Source organism: Aeromonas sp. s4 (genome assembly GCF_040907855.1).
Classification (GTDB): domain Bacteria; phylum Pseudomonadota; class Gammaproteobacteria; order Enterobacterales; family Aeromonadaceae; genus Aeromonas; species Aeromonas caviae.
Genome location: NZ_JBFOCP010000058.1, coordinates 44,380 through 61,516, shown reverse-complemented (window position 1 = coordinate 61,516; position 17,137 = coordinate 44,380). Strand labels below are relative to the sequence as shown.

At 66.9% G+C, this 17,137-nt stretch carries 9 protein-coding genes; 2 read left to right on the top strand and 7 right to left on the bottom strand.

Annotated elements, in window-relative coordinates; all coding sequences use genetic code 11:
• Positions 1 to 21: 21 nt before the first annotated feature.
• Positions 22 to 816 (top strand): amonabactin ABC transporter ATP-binding protein, encoded by a 795-nt coding sequence (locus AB5Y89_RS20150; RefSeq protein ID WP_368224369.1) that lies wholly within the window; start codon positions 22 to 24, stop codon positions 814 to 816.
• 90 nt (positions 817 to 906) lie between these two features.
• Here the strand turns inward: AB5Y89_RS20150 and AB5Y89_RS20145 are convergent, their stop codons facing one another.
• A complete protein-coding gene (locus AB5Y89_RS20145) occupies positions 907 to 1,638 on the bottom strand; it encodes a 4'-phosphopantetheinyl transferase (RefSeq protein ID WP_368224368.1) in 732 nt (243 codons plus the stop codon).
• Positions 1,639 to 1,823: 185 nt separating this feature from the next.
• Here AB5Y89_RS20145 and AB5Y89_RS20140 point away from each other — a divergent pair, with 185 nt between their 5' ends.
• A complete protein-coding gene (locus AB5Y89_RS20140) occupies positions 1,824 to 2,762 on the top strand; it encodes an ABC transporter substrate-binding protein (protein WP_368224367.1) in 939 nt (312 codons plus the stop codon).
• Positions 2,763 to 2,837: 75 nt separating this feature from the next.
• Here AB5Y89_RS20140 and amoH read toward each other — a convergent pair whose 3' ends face one another.
• From amoH to amoE, 6 genes are read right to left on the bottom strand one after another with little or no spacing between them, the layout of a single operon-like run.
• Positions 2,838 to 4,361: an amonabactin biosynthesis glycine adenylation protein AmoH gene (gene amoH, locus AB5Y89_RS20135; RefSeq protein WP_368224366.1), complete on the bottom strand. Its 1,524-nt coding sequence runs from the start codon at positions 4,359 to 4,361 to the stop codon at positions 2,838 to 2,840.
• Positions 4,358 to 10,639: an amonabactin biosynthesis non-ribosomal peptide synthetase AmoG gene (gene amoG, locus AB5Y89_RS20130; protein ID WP_368224365.1), complete on the bottom strand. Its 6,282-nt coding sequence runs from the start codon at positions 10,637 to 10,639 to the stop codon at positions 4,358 to 4,360. Before amoG ends, amoH begins: the two co-directional genes overlap by 4 nt.
• Positions 10,640 to 10,653: 14 nt before the next feature.
• On the bottom strand, positions 10,654 to 11,403 hold the full coding sequence (gene amoA / locus AB5Y89_RS20125) for an amonabactin biosynthesis protein AmoA (RefSeq protein WP_368224364.1): 750 nt from the start codon (positions 11,401 to 11,403) through the stop codon (positions 10,654 to 10,656).
• A 20-nt stretch (positions 11,404 to 11,423) separates the two neighbouring features.
• The gene (gene amoF / locus AB5Y89_RS20120; RefSeq protein ID WP_368224363.1) at positions 11,424 to 14,513 is read right to left on the bottom strand and encodes an amonabactin biosynthesis non-ribosomal peptide synthetase AmoF; all 3,090 of its coding nucleotides are present in this window, start codon (positions 14,511 to 14,513) and stop codon (positions 11,424 to 11,426) included.
• The gene (gene amoB / locus AB5Y89_RS20115; RefSeq protein ID WP_368224362.1) at positions 14,510 to 15,418 is read right to left on the bottom strand and encodes an amonabactin biosynthesis bifunctional protein AmoB; all 909 of its coding nucleotides are present in this window, start codon (positions 15,416 to 15,418) and stop codon (positions 14,510 to 14,512) included. The genes amoF and amoB overlap by 4 nt, the downstream gene beginning before the upstream one ends.
• A gap of 17 nt (positions 15,419 to 15,435) precedes the next feature.
• A complete protein-coding gene (amoE, locus tag AB5Y89_RS20110; RefSeq protein ID WP_368224361.1) occupies positions 15,436 to 17,100 on the bottom strand; it encodes an amonabactin biosynthesis (2,3-dihydroxybenzoyl)adenylate synthase AmoE in 1,665 nt (554 codons plus the stop codon).
• Positions 17,101 to 17,137 lie beyond the last annotated feature (37 nt).

Genomic DNA, 17,137 nt, shown 5'->3' with positions numbered 1-17,137 from the left:
ATACAGACCGAGGGCCGCCCGATGACGCTCACCGTGAACCGACTCCAGTTCGGCTACCCGCAAAAGACCATCTTCAAGGAGATTTCCTTCTCCCTCCCCCGGGGCAAGCTGGTGGGGATCGTCGGCCCCAACGGCGGTGGCAAATCCACGCTGCTCAAGCTCCTTGCGGGACAGGAGCAGCCCCGGTCCGGGGAGATCCTGCTCAAGGAGAAGCCACTCGGTGCCTATGGCGCCAAAGCCCTGGCTCGGGAACTCGCCTATCTGCCCCAACGTCCCCTTGTCCCCCCCGGTATCCTGGTGGAGCAACTGGTGCAATATGGCCGCCATCCCCATCAGGGCTGGTTCAATCAGTGGAGCGAGGAAGATGCCCGCATGGTGGACTGGGCCCGGGAGCGGATGCAGCTCGATGCCATCTGGCACCAGAGCGCCAGTTCGCTGTCCGGCGGTCAGGCCCAGCGGGTGTGGCTCGCCATGGTGCTGGCACAGGATGCGGACATCATCTTGCTGGACGAGCCCACCAGCGCGCTGGACATCGGCCACCAGACCGAGGTGATGGAAGCCATCCATCGGGTCGCCGCCGAGGGCAAGACGGTGCTTATCGTCATCCACGATCTCGCCACCGCCGCCCGCTACTGCGACGAGCTGATTGCCCTGGGGGATGGCACCATCCAGGCCATGGGCCCGGCCCGGGAGGTGGTGACCAAGCCCCTCATCGATCGCCTCTACCAGACCGATGTGGACATACTGCACGCCCCCGGCGACGGGGCCCCTGTCATCGTGCCCCGCCGACGCGCTGACCATGGCGTATCGGTCTGAGCCATACCCTGTGCCAGAGAAAGAAACCGCCTGATGGCGGTTTCTTTCTCTGGGCTTTGCGTTGGCGTTATCCGGGCGCTGGCATCGTGCTCACAGCAGCAAGATGGTGAGCACGCCCCCCGGCAGGGCTTGCCAGTGCAGGGTGGCGCGCCAGCCGGCGGGCAGGGTCGGTGTCAGCGGGCATTTGAGCTCCAGGGTGAGAGTCTGCGCCGTCATGGCGAGCCAGCGGGCATCGAGAAAGTCAAAGTAGCGCCCCACCCTGGGATAGAGCCCCTTGAAGAGGCTCTCCTTGGCGGAAAACACCAAGGTCACGCCCTCTGCCAGGCTCAGCTGGGCGTCGTGAACCCCCGCCTCCAGCCGCCCCCACTCCTCCCCATCCATGATGCCGGGCCAGAGCTTCGCCCCTTGGTCGCCATCGAGCCAGGCCTCCAGATCCAGCCCTATGCCCTCCTTGCCCGGGCGCACCGCACACAGGGCCACCCCCTCTCCCGCCAGCCGGCTGTGGCTGATGCTCCCCTCCACCCCTTCAGGCCAGAGCGGCTCCCGGGCCGCTCCGATGGCCACGCTGCATCCTGCAAGACCGAAGGGACGCAGGGCCTCTCGGGCTGCGAGACGCCCCGCCAGAAACTCCCCGAGGCGCCTGGGGGCAGCCCCCTGCAATGAAGCAGGCAGGATGATGCCCTGCGCCCCAAAGCACTCCGGCGAGAAGACGGCGGGATCAAAACTGACCCGATGAAGAGGCAGCGTCTCCAGGCCCGGCAGGCACAAGGTATCGGACTGACGGACAAAGGATCCATCGAGTGAGGGACAACGAGGCAACATACAAGGCTCCTGACAGGGGCCTGCGATGGTACCAAAGCAAGCCGATGTCATGCCACAAATACAAATGACAACGCTTCTCACTTGCTTTGTGGTAGCATGTCCCCGCCCATTCGGGGCTGGCCGGGCGGCTCTCAGGCACTTTCCACAGACTCCGGCCCACCGATTTCACCCATAAGGATGTCACCATGAAGATCTTCTCCCCGCTGGCCACCTTGCTCATGCTGGCCAGCCTGACGGGCTTCCAGGCCCAGGCGGGCAGCCGCCAGGTCATCGATGCCAATGGCCAGCCCCAGAGCGTCCCCGATGCGCCCCGGCGAGTCGTCGTGTTGAGCGAACTCGATCTCGACAGCGCCCTGACTCTGGGGGTGCAGCCGGTGGGCACCGTCAATGGGCGCGGCCAGTCCACCCTGCCCCGCTATCTGCTGGACAAGGCGGGCAAGGAGATCGCCGTGGTCGGGGATCTGGACAACCCCAATCTGGAGACCCTCATCGATCTGGAGCCGGACCTCATCCTCACCGGCCAGACCAAGCCCGAGCTCCTGGCCCTGCTCAAGGAGATCGCCCCCACCGTCGTCACCGGCAACTGGGGCGAGCCCTGGAAAACCGTGTTCGGTCGCAGCGCCGACGCGATGAACCGGGGGGCCGAGGCCAAGGCGTTCCTCACCCGGTATGAGGCCCGCCTGGCAGAGGCCCGCAGCAAGCTCGCCCAGCATCAGGGGGAACAGATGAGCATAGTGCGCTGGAACCCCAAGGGGCCGAGCTACATGCACGGCGGCACCTTTGCCAGCAGCGTGGCCACCGAGATGGGGCTCACCCGACCCTCTCACCAGATTGGCGACAAGAGCCCCCACTCCCCGGCCCTGAGCCTCGAATCCCTCAACCTGCTGGACGGTGACTGGCTGGTGATCGGCACCCTCAGCACCAGCGGGGATGCGGTGGATGCCATGAAGCAGGCCGAGCAGACCCCGGCCTTCCAGCAACTCGGCGCCATCAAGGGCAAGCGCTTCGGCGCCGTGGACGGGTCGCTCTGGACCTCCACCGGCGGCCCCCAGGCGGCCCTCAAGGTGATCGACGACGTCGAGCGCCTGCTGACCAAACCGGATGCCGCCCCCATCGCTCACTAATCCCCCCTCGGTTTACAGCCAACAAGAAGCCCGCAAGATGCGGGCTTCTTTTTATCCATGGCTCGGCAAGGCCGTCTACTCGGGCAAGGGCAGCGCCTTTCTGTCGAGCTTGCCGCTGCCGGTCTTGGGCAGGGCATCCAGCAGGATGAGCCGCGCCGGCACCATGTAGTGCGGCAACGTCGCCTGCAGCCCCTTGCGCAGGGCCAGCCGATTGAGAGTCACCCCGCTTTTCGCCTCCACGTAGCCCACCAGCATGGCCTCGTCCCCCTCGCCCACCAGACGCACCGCCGCCTCCTGCACCCCGGCCTGGTGGCGCAGTCCCGCCTCCACCTCGCCGAGCTCGATGCGAAAACCCCGCAGCTTGATCTGATCGTCACGCCGCCCCAGATAGAGGAAGCGGTCCGCCCCAAGGAGGCGCACCCGATCACCGGTGCGATAGAGGCGATGGGTGGCAAGGCGCAAGAAGGCGGCGCTGGTCAAGGCCGGCTTGCGCCAGTACCCCTCGCACAGGGCCGGGCTCTCGATGCAGAGCTCGCCGCACTCCCCCTCTGCCACCGGCTGCCCCGCCTCGTCCAGCACCCAGTGACGATAGCCGGGTAGGCTGTGGCTGATGGTGATCTGCCCGCCAACCGGCGGCCAGCGCACCTCGCTCACCAGGGACCAGACGGTGGCCTCGGTCGGCCCGTAGCAGTTCCACAGCCGCCGGGTGCGGGCACAGAGCTGCTCGGCCAACCCTGAGTCCAGCGCCTCGCCACCGCACAGGGCGGTGAGGGTATTGCGCCCCTGCCAGCCCGCCTTGAGCAGCATGCGCCAGCAGGCCGGGGTGGCCTGCAGCCAGTTGATGGAGGGGTCTGCCTCGAGCAAGGCCAGCATCCCCAGGGGATCCTTGTTGTGCTCGCCGCCGGCCACCGTCAGCCGGCCACCGCCCCAGAGCGGCCCCAGCATCTCCAGCAGGGAGATGTCGAAGGCCGGGGTGGTGATAAAGAGCCAGTGGCAGCCAGGTGAGAGCCCGAGCCGCTCGCGGATCCCGTCGAGGAAGCAGAGCAGGGCCCGCCGGCTGATGACCACCCCCTTGGGCTCGCCGGTGGAGCCCGAGGTGAACATCATGTAGGCAGCCAGGGCGTCATCCACCTGAGGCCAGGAGACGGGCCCTGCCGCTGCCGGCCCGTCGAGGGTACGCAGCGGACAACCGAAAGCGGGCACCGATCGATTGCCGTCGCAGATCACCGCCGACAGGCGCGCCTGGCGGGCGATCCCCTGTAGCCGCTCCACCGGAAAGTCCGGTTCAAGGGGCACGAAGGTGAGACCGAGGCGCAGGCAGGCCAGCAGGCTGGCCACCAGATCGGGGCCGCGGGAGAGATAGAGACCAACCCGCTCTCCCACCGCCAGCCCCTGCAATCGGGCGGCAATCTCGCCGACTCTGGCATTGAGCGCGCCGTAGCTGAGCCACTGCTCATCTGATCCGCCCATATGGATGGCGGGGGCCAGCGGGCTGGCGGCCAGACAGGCCGCCAGCCGCGCGCCCAGATTGGCCGCCCCCTCACGGGGGGCAGGCCGGGTTTGCACGAGCGGAGCCTTATGCTTGATGGTCACTGTCATAGCGCGGCCTCCGTTTGGCGCACCAGCCAGTGCCGATAGAGCCGGCTGGGGGATGGATGGGCCTTGAGGGTCTGCAGGGTGAGCGGCGCTCGATCCTGTGCGAACGCCTCGTTGAGGGCCGCCAGCAGGGCGAGCTGCTGCACCGAATCCACCCCGAGTTCACACAGAGTCTGCTGCCAGATACCGGGCACGCCGCACTGGCGCTCCCACAGGGCCACCAGCACGCGGGCCTCGGCCGGCGGCTGAGCCAGACCGGGCTCCGTCCTGGTGGCGGCCACCTGCGGCATCACCGGGGGCAGTGCCGTCGCCACCACACTGGCCGGTTGGCTCAGATCCGCCTGCGCCAGCCAGTCGAGCTCGACCAGCCAGTCAGCCAGCACCGCCTCTGCCCGTGCCTCGGGGATCTGCTCGCCATCGAACTCGAGGCGCAGCTGGAGCGTCTCACCCCGGCTGCTGACCACCAAGGAGAGCGGCAGCTCCACCTTCTCCACCACGGCGCCAAAGCGCGGCACCAGCTGGTGAGGTTCGGGGGCGACAGGGGCCGCCGGCATGGGGTAGTTCTCGAACACGAACAGACTCTGGAACAGACGCGACCGGCCCTTGGTCAATGCCGCCAGCGACTGGGTGCCGTGCTCGTTGAGCGCCATCAGATCGGTCTGCAACCGGGCGATATGCTCGGCTAGGGTCAGCTCGGTGCGCCACTCAAGCGCCAACGGCAGGCTGTTGATGTAGAGCCCGACGCTCGCGGTGATCCCCTCGATGGGGTAATCCCGGCCCGGGGTCACGTTGCCCACCAGGGTGACGGCATCGCCAGAGCGGCGTGCCAGCAGACGGTGCCAGGCATATTGGGCCAACAGGCCCGCGGTCACGCCAAGGTCGCGGGCACGGTGGGCGAGCAAGGTCGCCACCTCGGTCGGCAGCGCCGTGGCGCACACCGCCGGTCGCAGCTGGGTATGGCGCCCGCTTGCGCGAGCGTCCAGCGTCACCCCGAACAGGCAGGCGAGATCGTTGGGCGTTGCCAGCAGTTCGCCCCGCCCCTGCCAGTAAGCCTCGGCGCTGCGGGCTTGGCTGGCGATATGGCGGCCAAACTCGAGCCAGGCGGTATCCGGCTCGCCCTGCGGCAGCAGGCCGTTCATCAGCGCCTGATAGGCGCGATGCAAGGAACCCAGCAACACGGGGCCGCTCCAGCCATCCAGCACGCCGTGATGGGCGCTGAAGATCATCTTGTGGTGATCGGGGGCCAATTTGAAACAGGCAAGGCGCAGCAGGGGGGCCTGCTCCAGCGGGATCGGGCGGGCCAGATCCTGCTCACGATAGGCCTGGACTCGAGCCTCTGCATTTTCCACTTCAGACAAATCCTCATAGTGGAACGGCAACTCGGCGCGCTTGAGGATGCGCTGGAGCGCCACCCCGTCTGCCAGCACCAGTTCGCTGCGAAGGGCTGGCCAGCGGGCGATCTGCCCCTGCCAGGCCTGACGGTAGACCGCCACGTCCAGCGGCTGCTGATAGTCCATCTCGGTTTGCAGGTGATAGGCGTGATCCCGGGGCAGCAGCGCCCTGTGATGGAACATGCTCTGCTGAAGAGAGGTCATGGGCAGCAGGGTCTCCACCTCGCGCTCGCTCAGCACCCCATCGAGCGCGGCTTGCGAGAGGCAAAGCCCCGGGAAGTCGCTCGGGGTGTGACGCGGGGCCTTCACCGTGCAGCAGTGATCTACCAGCGCCGTCAGGTTGTCCGCCAGCCGCGCCATCAGGGCGTCGCTCCCTTGCTGGTTGAGGGCGCCCACCTGGCGCAGGGTAAGGCGGCTATCAAACACGCCACCGTGCAGACTGACCAGCTCGCGCGGCAGGTTGTCAGGGGACGTAGGTGCCCCCGGCGCCACGGGCAGGGGCTGCCAGGGCTGAGCGGCCTCGCCCTGATGGCTGACCCCCAGGTAGTTGAAGACCACCAGGGCCTGGGGCAGCTCAGACCCACGAGGGTGGTGCAGTCGCAGGGCGTTGAAGCCCACCCCCTTGTCCGGTACGGCGCGCAGCTGCTCCTTGGTGGCGCAGACCAGCGCATCCCACGCCCCGGCATCCGCCAGCGCCAGCGGATAGGTGCTGGTGAACCAGCCCAGGGTACGGCTCACGTCCAGTTCAGCATCGATGGCCTCGCGGCCGTGTCCTTCCAGCATTACACAGTGACGGCTGCCGTAACCCTGCTCGCTCAGGGTACGGGTCAGGGCCGCCAGCAGCAGGTCGGGCACCCGGGTGAAGTAGGCCTGGTTGGCGGTGTCGATGAGCCGGGCCGTGGTCTCCTGACTCAGCTGCAGCAGGCTGGCGGCGGCGCGGCCATCGGCGGCGCGTCGCTCCTCCAGCAAGCCTGGCTTGCTGGCCTCCCCCTGAGCCAGCCAGAAGCCAAGCTGCTCCTCTTCCCGTTTGGCGTAGGCCGCTAGCCCCTCGCCCCACTGGCGATAGCTGCTGCCCTTGGCGGGCAGCGGCTCACCCCTGCTCACCCGGGCCAGATCCTCGGCCAGAATGCGCCAGGAGACGGCATCGATGACCAGATGATGGAAGGCGAGGAAGAGCCCCTCCACCGTCTCGCGATCGCCCGCCCGCTCACCTTCCAGAGAGAGATTGCGCAGGCGGGCCCAGGCCAAAGTGTGGCCGCTGGCAGGGTCGAAATCTCCCTGCAGCTCGGTCAGGCGGGCCTGCAGCCCGGCCTCGTCGAGATTGGCGGCATCCAGGGTCGGCAGCGGCGGCAATGGCAGTTCGGCCAGGTAGCGCTGGCCGGTCGGGGTCACCGCCAGACGCAGGGCATCGTGGTACTGGCGCAGGGCATTCAGCCAGCCGCGCAGGGCCTCATCGTCCACCCCGGCCGGCAGGCGCAGGATCACCCCCTGGTTCCAGTGACCGGGCCTGGCAAAGCCCTGCTCGAAGAACCAGTGCTGAATGGGGTGGAGCGGAAACTTGCCGGTCAGGCTGCCCTGCTCGCTCCTGTGGCTGACCGCCTGCTGCTGGCCGAGCTGGCGGCAGAGGCGGCGCACCGTCTTGGCTTCGAACACGTCCTTCACGCTGCAGTGCAGCCCCGCATCCCGCAACCGGGTGGTGAGCTGGATGCTGAGGATGGAGTCACCGCCTAAGCGGAAGAAGTCATCCTCCACCCCGAGCGGTTGCTTGAGCACCCCTTGCCAGATGGCAAGCACGGTCTGCTCCAGTTCGTTTTGCGGCTCGCCCTTGCTCTGCTGCCAGACGATGGCGGGCAGGCGGCGCAAGTCCAGCTTGCCGTTGGGAGTGAGCGGCATCTCGGGCAACCAGCAGAGGCGCGCCGGCACCATGTATTCGGGCAGGCACTCGCCGGCCCGCTGCAGCAGGGCATCGCCGTCAGGCTCCCTGGCCCCGGCCTGCAAACAGGCGTAAGCGAGCAGGCGCCCCTCCTGCACCACCACCTTGATCTGGCGAATGGCCGGGCACAATTCGGCAAGCCGGGTCTCTATCTCACCCGGCTCGATGCGATAGCCGCGCAGCTTGATCTGCTCGTCTATCCGGCCCAGATACTGGATGTTGCCGTCGCGGCGCAGCAGGGCCCGATCGCCGGTGCGATAGAGGCGATGGGTACGTTCCTCATTCATTGCATCAAAGGCCAGCTCGATAAAGGCCTCTTGGGTGCGCTCCGGCAGATTGAGGTAGCCACGGGCCAGCCCCAGCCCTGCCAGGCAGAGCTCGCCGGGGACCCCCACCGGGCAGAGGTTGCCCGCCTCATCCAGGATCAGCGCCTTCAGGTGGTTGACGGGTCGACCTATGGTGATGGGCGCCCCCGGGGTGAGCCGCGCGCAGAGCGCGGTGACGGTGCACTCGGTCGGGCCGTACATGTTGAACAGGGCCACCCGATCCCCCCAACGTTCAACCAAAGTGCTCGGGCACGCCTCGCCGCCAAAGCCGATGGCCTTGAGGGAACCGAGATCCGCCGCTGGCAATAGATTCGCCAACAGCGCCGTGGGCAGGATCATATGGCTGGCACCGCAAGCGATCGCGGCACTGATCACCTCCTCGCCCGGCTCGCCGAAGTGCAGGGCCGCGCCGCAGTACAGGGGCAGCAAGGCGGTCATGTTGCCGGCATCGAACGAGAGGGACATACAGTTGAACATGGCCCCGTTCTGATCAAGGGCGATGCGCTCGCCGTGATCCGCCATCAGATTGACCAGGCTGCCTTGCTCCACCATGACCCCCTTGGGCAGGCCGGTGCTGCCGGAGGTGTAGATGATCTGGGCCAGCATGGCGGCGTCCCGGGGCAGTGCGGGCGTGCTGGTTGGCATCTTGTCCAGCGCCAGCCCGTGCAGGTCGTGATACGCGGCAGTCGTGCCCGCCAGCGCCTCGCCAAGCCGCGGGTCCGGCACGCCACCCAGCACCAGGCTGATGGATGCATCGCCAAGGATATGGGCCAGCCGCTCGGCGGGATAGGCAGGGTCGAGCGGTACATAAGCCGCCCCCGCCTTCCAGCAGGCGAGCAGGGCGATGACGAAGGCCACATCGCGCCTGGCCTGGATGCCGATGGCGGCGCCCGGGGTGACGCCCTGAGCCAGCAGCCAGTGGGCCAGCCGGTTGGCACGCGTTTCCAGCTCGCCATAGGTCAACGATTGCGCGCCGTCGCTGACCGCCAACGCGTCCGACAACTGAATAGCGCGCCGTTCGATATGACAGAGCAGGGTGTCGCGGCTCGGGTAATCCGGCGGCAGGTCTGCAAGCTCGGCGGCCAGCGCTGCCTGGTCGGTGCCCGCCTCCAGCGGCAGTTGCCAGATGTCGGTCTCGGGGGCCGCCACCACGGCGCGCATCAGGTGCAGCAGGCGATCGGCATAGGCCTGGATGGTCTCTCGCTCGAACAGGGCGGTGGCAAACAGCCAGTCCACCCGGACGGAGTCCATCAGCTCGGTCACCTTGACCGAGATGTCGGTCTTGGCCGGCAGCACAGGCGAGGTCTCCTCCACCAGCTGGCAGCCGGGGATGAGATCGTTGAAGTCCACCTTGGCCTGATAGACCAGCATGATCTGGAAGATGGGGTTGATGGCGGTGGTGCGATCAGCGCCGATGGCCTCAGCCAGCGCCTCAAACCGATAGAGTTGATGGTCAAAAGCAGCTAAATCTTCTTCCCGGCACTGCTGCAGATAGTCGACAAAGCTGGGCTTGCCGCTGAGTTGAGTGCGCAGCACCAGGGTGTTGACGAAAAAGCCCACCAGCGACTCGATTTCGTGACGCTCGCGATAGGCAAGCGGGGTGCCGATCACCACCTCCTTCTCGCCGCTCTGGCGCACCATCAGCAAGGCAAACAGGGCGTGCAGACCGATGAAGTTGGAGGTGCTGTGCCGTTGGCACAGGCGCTTGAAGCTCTCCCACAGGTCGCTCTCGATGGTGGAGAAGACCAGCTCGCCGCCGCTGTCCTGATGGGCCGGGCGCGGCTTGTCCAGCGGCAGACCGTGCACCTCGGGGCTGCCACCGAGCCGATCGACCCAGAACGGCTTGAACTCGGCGTGATAATCGAGAAAACGCGGTGAGTTGAACCAGCGGGCATAGTCGATGTAGGTGAGCGGCAGCTCGCTCACCTGCAGAGGCTCGCGGTTCTGATGGGCAAGAAAGGCGCGCTTGAGATCCGCGAACATGTTCTTGACCGACCAGCCGTCGGAAATGATGTGATGCTGGGTGATCAGCAGCACGTGCTCGCGGCTGCCGAGCCGAATAAGATGCACCCGGCTCAGATCCCCCTGGGTCAGGGAGAAGGGGCGGCCTATTTCTTCGCGCACCCGGCGAGCCACATAGGCCTCCCGCTCAGCAATGGGCTCTGCGCTGACATCCTCTATCTGCAGCTTGAAGGGCGTGTGGGGCAGGATCTCCTGGGCCCCCCTGCCCGCCTCGTCCTTGATGAAGCGGGTGCGCATGCTGGGGTGGCGGGCAAACAGGTGGTCGAAAGCAAACTCCAGCGCCGCCGTGTCCAGCTCTCCCTTGACGCGAAAATAGACCGGCATGTTGTAGAGGTGGGAGGCCTCCTCGTACTGCTCGATAAACCAGAGCCCGCTCTGGGACGAGGAGAGCGGCCCCTGCCGGGCGCCCTCGGCGACGATAGGCGCCTCGAAGGCGGCGCGGGCCGCCAGGCAGCGCACCAGCTCATCCTTGTGGGCCTTGATGGTGGCGCCGATGGCCGGTGTCACCGCCTCCTTGCTCGACTGGGAGATAAGCTGGCCCTTGTCGTTCAGCGCCAGTTTGACTCCCTGCCGTTCCAGCTGTTTCAACAGCAAAATCATATTGTTCATCTGTTTCTCAAGCCTCAGGCACTCAGGGTGGCGCCGCCGTCGACGACCAGATCCTGCAGCGTGATGTGGCTGGCCAGATCCGAGGCCAGGAAGAGGACGGTATGGGCGATCTCCGCCGAGGTGGCGACCTTGCGCAAGGGGATGCCGAGCTTGAACTGCTCCGGCAACCCGGCAATGGTGCGGGCCATGGCCTCCTCGCTTGGCAGCATGCCGCGCAGCATGGGGGTATCCGTCGAGCCCGGTGACACCAGGTTGGCGCGCACGCCGAAGGGAGCCAGCTCCAGCCCCACCGTCTGGGTCAGGCTGGTGACCGCCGCCTTGGAGGCGCAGTAGGCCGCCATCTGCATGCGCGGCACATGGGCCGCATTGGAGCCGATGGTGACGATGGCGCCGCGCCGCTGCCCCTTGAAGTGGGGCACCAGGGCCCGCAGCAGATAGAAGACGCCACTGGCGTTGACCGTCATGCAGTCGTGCCAGTCGTCATCGCTCAGAGTCTCGGTGGGGCCGAGGCGCAGCACCCCGGCCCCGTTCACCAGCACATCGAGCCCGCCGTCCGCCAGCAGCGCTGCGCAGCAGGCGTTGACCGCCTTCGAATCGCCGATATCGAGCAGCCGGGTGGCATAGGGGTAGTCGGCTTCGGGAAACGCCAGATCCAGCCCCACCACGATTGCGCCGGCCGCCACGAACTGCATCGCCACCTCGCGGCCGATGCCGCGCCCGGCTCCGGTCACCCAGACCCGCTTGCCAGTAAAATCAAAGGCCATTGCTTGTTGCTCCTTATCCATCACCACACCATCTCCACGCTCTCTTCGTCCTCGGCAAGCAGGCCGTCGAGGAAGCGGCAGAAGTCATCGAGTCGCGGGTGATCGAACACGTCGGAGACCTTGACCTGCACCCCGAACTCGGCGCCGAGCCGGTTGACGATCTGGATGGTCTGCAGGGACTGGCCCCCCAGCTCGAAGAAGTTGTCCGTGGGCGCCATGGTGGCGAGCCCCAGGATCTGCTGCCAGATGGCGCCAACCCGGTTCTCGGTCTCGCTGCCCAGGGTCAGGGCTTCGCCGCCCGCCTGGTAGGCGGCCAGCAGGGCCTTGCGATCCAGCTTGTTGGAGCCGGTGCGGGGCAGCTGGTCATAGTGGCGATAGTCGGTGGGGATCATGGCGGCGGGCAGCACCCTGGCGAGCTGCGCCTTGATGACCCGGCTGTCGCGCTCCGGCCCCGCCACGAAGGCCACCAGCCGGCGCACGCTGCCGATGCTCACCCCCTGTACGCAGGCCTCGTCCACCCCGGGCAGGGCCAGCAGCTGGGCCTCCACTTCGCCGGGCTGGATGCGATAGCCACTTATCTTGAACTCGTTGTCGCGCCGGCCGAGGTAGACCAGCCGGCCATCCACCAGGCGCACCCGATCGCCGGTGCGATAGACGGGCATCTGCTCCGCGCCAACCCGCAAGGTATCGAAGCTCCCTTGCACGCCCCCCACGTAGCCGTTGGCCAGCTGCGGGCCGAGCAGCACCAGCTCCCCCTCGCTGGCGGGTTGCTCCCCCGCTCCCAGAATGAGCGCCAGCATGCCGGGCAGCGGCAGGCCGATGGGCAACTGGGCCTGGCTCGGATCTTCCTGCTGCAGCTCCTGAGTGGTCACCACCACGGTCGTTTCGGTGGGGCCGTAGGTGTTGAACAGGCGCACATCGGAGCGGCCCTGACGCTGCCACTGGGCCAGCTGCTCGGGGTAGACCGCCTCGCCGCCGATGATGACGGTGGTAAGCCCAGCAGGAATGTGGGCCTGACCCGCCGTCAGCGCCACCACCCATTCGTTCCAGAACGCGGTGGGCAGGTCGAGGTGGGTGATCCCCATCTGCTCGACCCCGGCCGCAAAGGCGGGCATGGATTCGAGCAGGGCGTCGGTGCGCAGCACCAGGGTGGCGCCGGCGCTCAAGGTAGCGAACACCTCCTCGATGCTGGCGTCGAAGTTGAAGGGGGCGAATTGCAGCATCCGCGCCTCTTCATCCAGGTGATAACGGCAGCGGGCGGCGGCGGCGAAGTGATCCAGCGCGCCGTGGCTCACCGCCACCCCTTTGGGCAGACCGGTCGAGCCCGAGGTGAACATCAGGTAGGCGACGGCGCGGCCGGCGGCCGGCTGGTTGAGCCGATCACCGCTCACCAGATCCCCCGCCAGCAGGGTGCGCCCCTCAAACAGGCTGGCCAGCTTGTGGCGGTACTCGGCCTGGGTGATCAGGGTCTTGACCTCCCCCAGCCGCAGGATATGGCCCTGGCGCTCCAGCGGCTGCTCGGGGTCGAGGGGCACATAGACGGCGCCCGCCAGCAGCACCGCCAGCTGGGCGAAGATGGCCTGTGGCGTGCGGGCCAGCATGACCCCCACCTTGTCGCCGGGGGCGACGCCTGCGGCCTGCAGGGCAGCCGCCATCTGTTCGGATCTGGCCAGCAGCGCCTCGTAGCTGAAGCGGGCCTCTCCCTGCTCCAGCGCAACCTTGTCAGGGGTCTGGGCGGCGAAGTGGCAGAGCGCCTCCAGCACCGGCCGTGTCTTGATCACTTCATGGGCGGGGCCGGTGATCAGGGCGCTGGCCCGCTGCTCGGCCAGCCAGTCGGCCTTGAGCGCACCCAGCGTCTGGGCGGGCTCGGTCAGCCAGCGTCCCAGCAGGGCAAACAGGGTATCGGCGATGGCGGCCAGATCCCCCTGCCGGTAGCAGCCGGGGTTGGCATCCAGATCCAGGCGTGGCTGGCCATCGACGCCGACCTGCACCTCGATGGTGAGATCCTCCACCGGGCCGGCGCTGATGTTGAGAATATGGGCAGATAGCGGCCCGAAGCGGCGAGCGTGATCGAACGGCATGATGTTGACCAGGGGGCCGAACAGGCGTTTGTCGCCCCCCACCAGGCCAAGGTCGCGGCGCAGCAGCTCGTAGCGGTAGTGCTGGTGCTTGCGCACCCCGCGCTTGGCCTTGGCCACGGCGCCGGCAGCCCCCGCAAGATCCAGCCCCTCTTCGAGCTCCAGAGCAAGGGGGGTGATGTTCATCTGCATGCAGGGCACGGTCAGCGACGCCGAGCCGATGCGGTTCATCATCATCAGTCCGAGCAGGGTCTTATCCTGGCCGCTCGACAGCGACAACTGAGCCGAGAGGCCGGCCAGCAGCAGATCGGGCCAGCCCAGCTTGTGCTCGTCGGCAAAGCCGGTCAGGGATTGCCACAGCGCCGCCGGCAGCGGACGGCTCTCGCGGATAAAGTCGGCGGCAATCGGTGCGCGGGTCTCGCCAAAGGACTTCACCTCGGGCCAGCCTTGCAGCTGCTCCTGCCAGAAGGCACGGGCGGCGTCGTTCTTGCCGCTCTGCTCACGGCTCGCCTCTTCTGCCAGCACCTCAGCCAACGAGCCGAAGGGGGATGGGGAGTGCATCTCACCGGCCAGCCCCTCTGCATACAGTTCGGCGATGCGCTGGAACAGCAAGGTGGTGCCAAAGCCGTCGAGGGCGATGTGGTGCACGCAGCTGTAGAGATAATCGCGGCCGGGGCCGCGCAGCAGGGCGAAACGGCAGGGCGCTTCTTGGGTCAGCTCGAACGGGCGGCGCAGAGCGGCCCAGGCCCAGGCGCGGGCCAGCGTCTCGTCATCACGCTCGAGGGAGACCTCTTCATAGGCTAGGGGCAGCTCATGCGAGACGAAGCAGACCGCCTCCTTATCGTCTTCGAAGTGGCCCTTGAGCGCCTCGCACTCCCCCACCGCCTTGGCAAGGGCCGCGACCAGCACGGCCGTCTCGACCTTGCCGTCGAAGGCGATGCACTCGGCGGTGTTGAACATCGCCTTGTCGTCATTGAGCAGATGACCGGACCAGAGCCCCTGCTGGGGGATGGTCAAGGGGAAGCGGTTCATGGGGTCACCTCCAGCGCCTGGGCTGCCAGTCTGGCCTCGATGAGGCGCCACCAACCGTTGAGGGTCGGCAGCTTGGCGAGATCCACGAAGCCGAGCTCCACCCCGGCGGCGCGCCACTCGGTGAGCAGGGCCATGATCCGTACCGAATCCAGACCGTAGTCGATGAGGTTCTCGTCGGGGTCAAACTCATCTTCGTCCTCGTCGATATGACTCAGCAGCCGTGCCTTGAGCCCCTCATACGTCAGCAACGGATTGCTCTGGACGGCAGAAGCGGCAACCGGCGCAAGGGCCAGCACCTCCTCGCAGCGGATCACCTTGCCGCAGCGGGTTGCCACGTAGTCGAGCGCCATCTGGTGATCGGCCAGGGAGAAGTCTGCCACCCCGTCCGCCAGGAAGAAGGGCTGGATGTCGCGCATGAAGGCGTCGCAGGCGGTCATCATGCAGCCGATATGGCCGTAGATGCCGCCGATGATCAGCTGATCCCGCCCCAGCGCTTTGAGCATCTGCTCCAGCTCGGAGCGCTGGAAGGCGCTGTAACGCCATTTGACCAGCACAGTGTCGTCACGCTCCGGGCGCAGCGCTGCCACCACCTGCTGCTGCTCGGGCCGCTTGTTGAGACCCGGGCCCCACATGTCGCTCAGCAGGGCGCGATCTTCAGGGGATTGATCCTTGGGCTGGGCGGTGTAGAAGACCGGGATGCCGAGGGCCTTGCACTGCTTGCGCACGGCGGCCAGGCGCTCGGTGAGCGCCGCGATCAGCGGGCTGTTTTCGCCATAGAAGGCGGTGAAGTACTCCTGCATGTCGTGGATCAGCAGGGCGGCGCGCTTGGGATCCAGAGACCAGTTGACCTTGTTGGCCTTCCACTGGCTGGGCATGGCGTAATTGTTCAGGGTTGGGATAGCCATAACGTCATGATTCCTTACTAGTTTTTATGCTGTAGAGGCTGGTTGGCGGCGATGGCGTGCGCAATGCGCGCCCGCAGCCCCTGCTTGTCAATCTTGCCCACCGCCGTCATGGGCAGGGCGTCCAGAGTTTCGAAACGGTCGGGCAGCTTGAAGTCCGCCACCCCGCGCTCGCGCAGAAACTTGCGCAAGGCCAGCGGCTTCAAGGCGGGATCCGTGCTGACGATGAAGGCGCAGCTCTTCTCCCCCATGGCGCTGTCGGGCATGGAGACCAGGGCCGCATGGGTGATGGCCGGGTGGTGCAGCAGCTGGTTTTCCACCTCTTCCGCCGCGATCTTCTCGCCGCCCCGGTTGATCTGATCCTTCTGCCGCCCGACCACGGTGAGGTAGCCATCGGCATCCTGTACCACCAGGTCACCGGAGCAGTAGAAGCCATCGCTATCGAACACCCGGGCGTTGTGGGCCGGGCTCTGGTAGTAACCGCGGAAGGTATAGGGGCCGCGGGTGTGCAGGGCACCAGGCTCGCCGGGGGCAACCGGATTGCCCGCCTCATCGAGGATGCGCACCTCGTCGTCCGGGCTCATGGGGCGGCCCTGGGTATGGATCACCTTCTCGTCGGGGTCGTCCAGCCGGGTGTAGTTGACCAGCCCCTCCGCCATGCCGAACACCTGCTGCAGCCGGCAACCGAGCAGCGGCCCAATCTTGCTGGCCACCGCCTCCCCCAGCTTGGCGCCACCCACTTGCAGCAAGTCGAGGCTCTCGAGCTGAGTGCACGCAGTGGGATCCGCTTCCGCGGCCTGCAGCCAGAGCGAGACCGCCGGCGGCACCAGCGAGGTGAGATTGACCCGGTGGCGGGCAATCAGCGGGAAACAGCTGATGGGGCTGGGATCGGGTGCGAGCACCACGGTGCCGCCCGCCTCGAATACACCGAGCGCTCCGGGGGAGCTCAGGGGGAAGTTGTGGGGCGCCGGCAGGGCGCACAGATAGCGGGTATGGGGGCCGAGGCAACAAATTTCGTTGCTGCGACGCACGCTGTAGTAATAGTCGTCATGAGTGCGGGGGATAAGCTTGGGGGTGCCGGTGCTGCCACCGGAGAGCTGGAAGAAGGCCACCTCGTCCGCCGGGGTCGGGCCATATTTCACTGGCTCACTCTCATCCCCCTTCGTCAACCAGTGGGTCAGCCCCAGCGCCCCTGTGTCGCCATCCAGCAGCACCAGCTCAGTGCCGATGGTTGTCAGCAGCTCGCTCTCTCGACCCTTGCTCGCAAACAGCGGGTGAGCCAGCGAGCCGACAAAGAGGCGCGGAGTGATCTGTTCGGCATAAGAGAGAAGCTCCAGCCGGTTGTGGCTAAAGAGCGCGTTGACCGGCGCGATGCCGGCCTTGAGCAGGGAGAAGAACACCAGATAGAACTCGGCCACGTTGGGGAGCTGCACCAGCGCGGTATCCCCCACCCCCAGGCCGTGGCGGGCCAGATTGGCGGCCAGCCGGCTCGAAGCGGCGTCCAGCTCGCGATAACTGAAGCGGCGCTCGCCGCAGAGGATGGCCTCGGCGTCGGGGGCCAGCTCGCACTGACGCGCCAGCATGGCGGTCAGCGGCTCGCCGCGCCAATACCCCTTGGTGCGGTAACGCTGGGCCAATTCGTCAGGCCAGCGGGTATAGGGCAGGAAGTGGTTTAATTGGCTCATTGCGCCACCTCCGGACTCAGGCCCAGGGCTTCCAGAT

Excerpts from the sequence above, each read along its gene's own strand:
- AB5Y89_RS20145 (WP_368224368.1), bottom strand. The coding sequence starts at position 1,638 with ATGTTGCCTCGTTGTCCCTCACTCGATGGATCCTTTGTCCGTCAGTCC.
- amoB (WP_368224362.1), bottom strand. The coding sequence starts at position 15,418 with ATGGCTATCCCAACCCTGAACAATTACGCCATGCCCAGCCAGTGGAAG.
- amoH (WP_368224366.1), bottom strand. The coding sequence starts at position 4,361 with ATGACAGTGACCATCAAGCATAAGGCTCCGCTCGTGCAAACCCGGCCT.
- AB5Y89_RS20140 (WP_368224367.1), top strand. The coding sequence starts at position 1,824 with ATGAAGATCTTCTCCCCGCTGGCCACCTTGCTCATGCTGGCCAGCCTG.
- amoG (WP_368224365.1), bottom strand. The coding sequence starts at position 10,639 with ATGAACAATATGATTTTGCTGTTGAAACAGCTGGAACGGCAGGGAGTC.
- AB5Y89_RS20150 (WP_368224369.1), top strand. The coding sequence starts at position 22 with ATGACGCTCACCGTGAACCGACTCCAGTTCGGCTACCCGCAAAAGACC.
- amoE (WP_368224361.1), bottom strand. The coding sequence starts at position 17,100 with ATGAGCCAATTAAACCACTTCCTGCCCTATACCCGCTGGCCTGACGAA.
- amoF (WP_368224363.1), bottom strand. The coding sequence starts at position 14,513 with ATGAACCGCTTCCCCTTGACCATCCCCCAGCAGGGGCTCTGGTCCGGT.
- amoA (WP_368224364.1), bottom strand. The coding sequence starts at position 11,403 with ATGGCCTTTGATTTTACTGGCAAGCGGGTCTGGGTGACCGGAGCCGGG.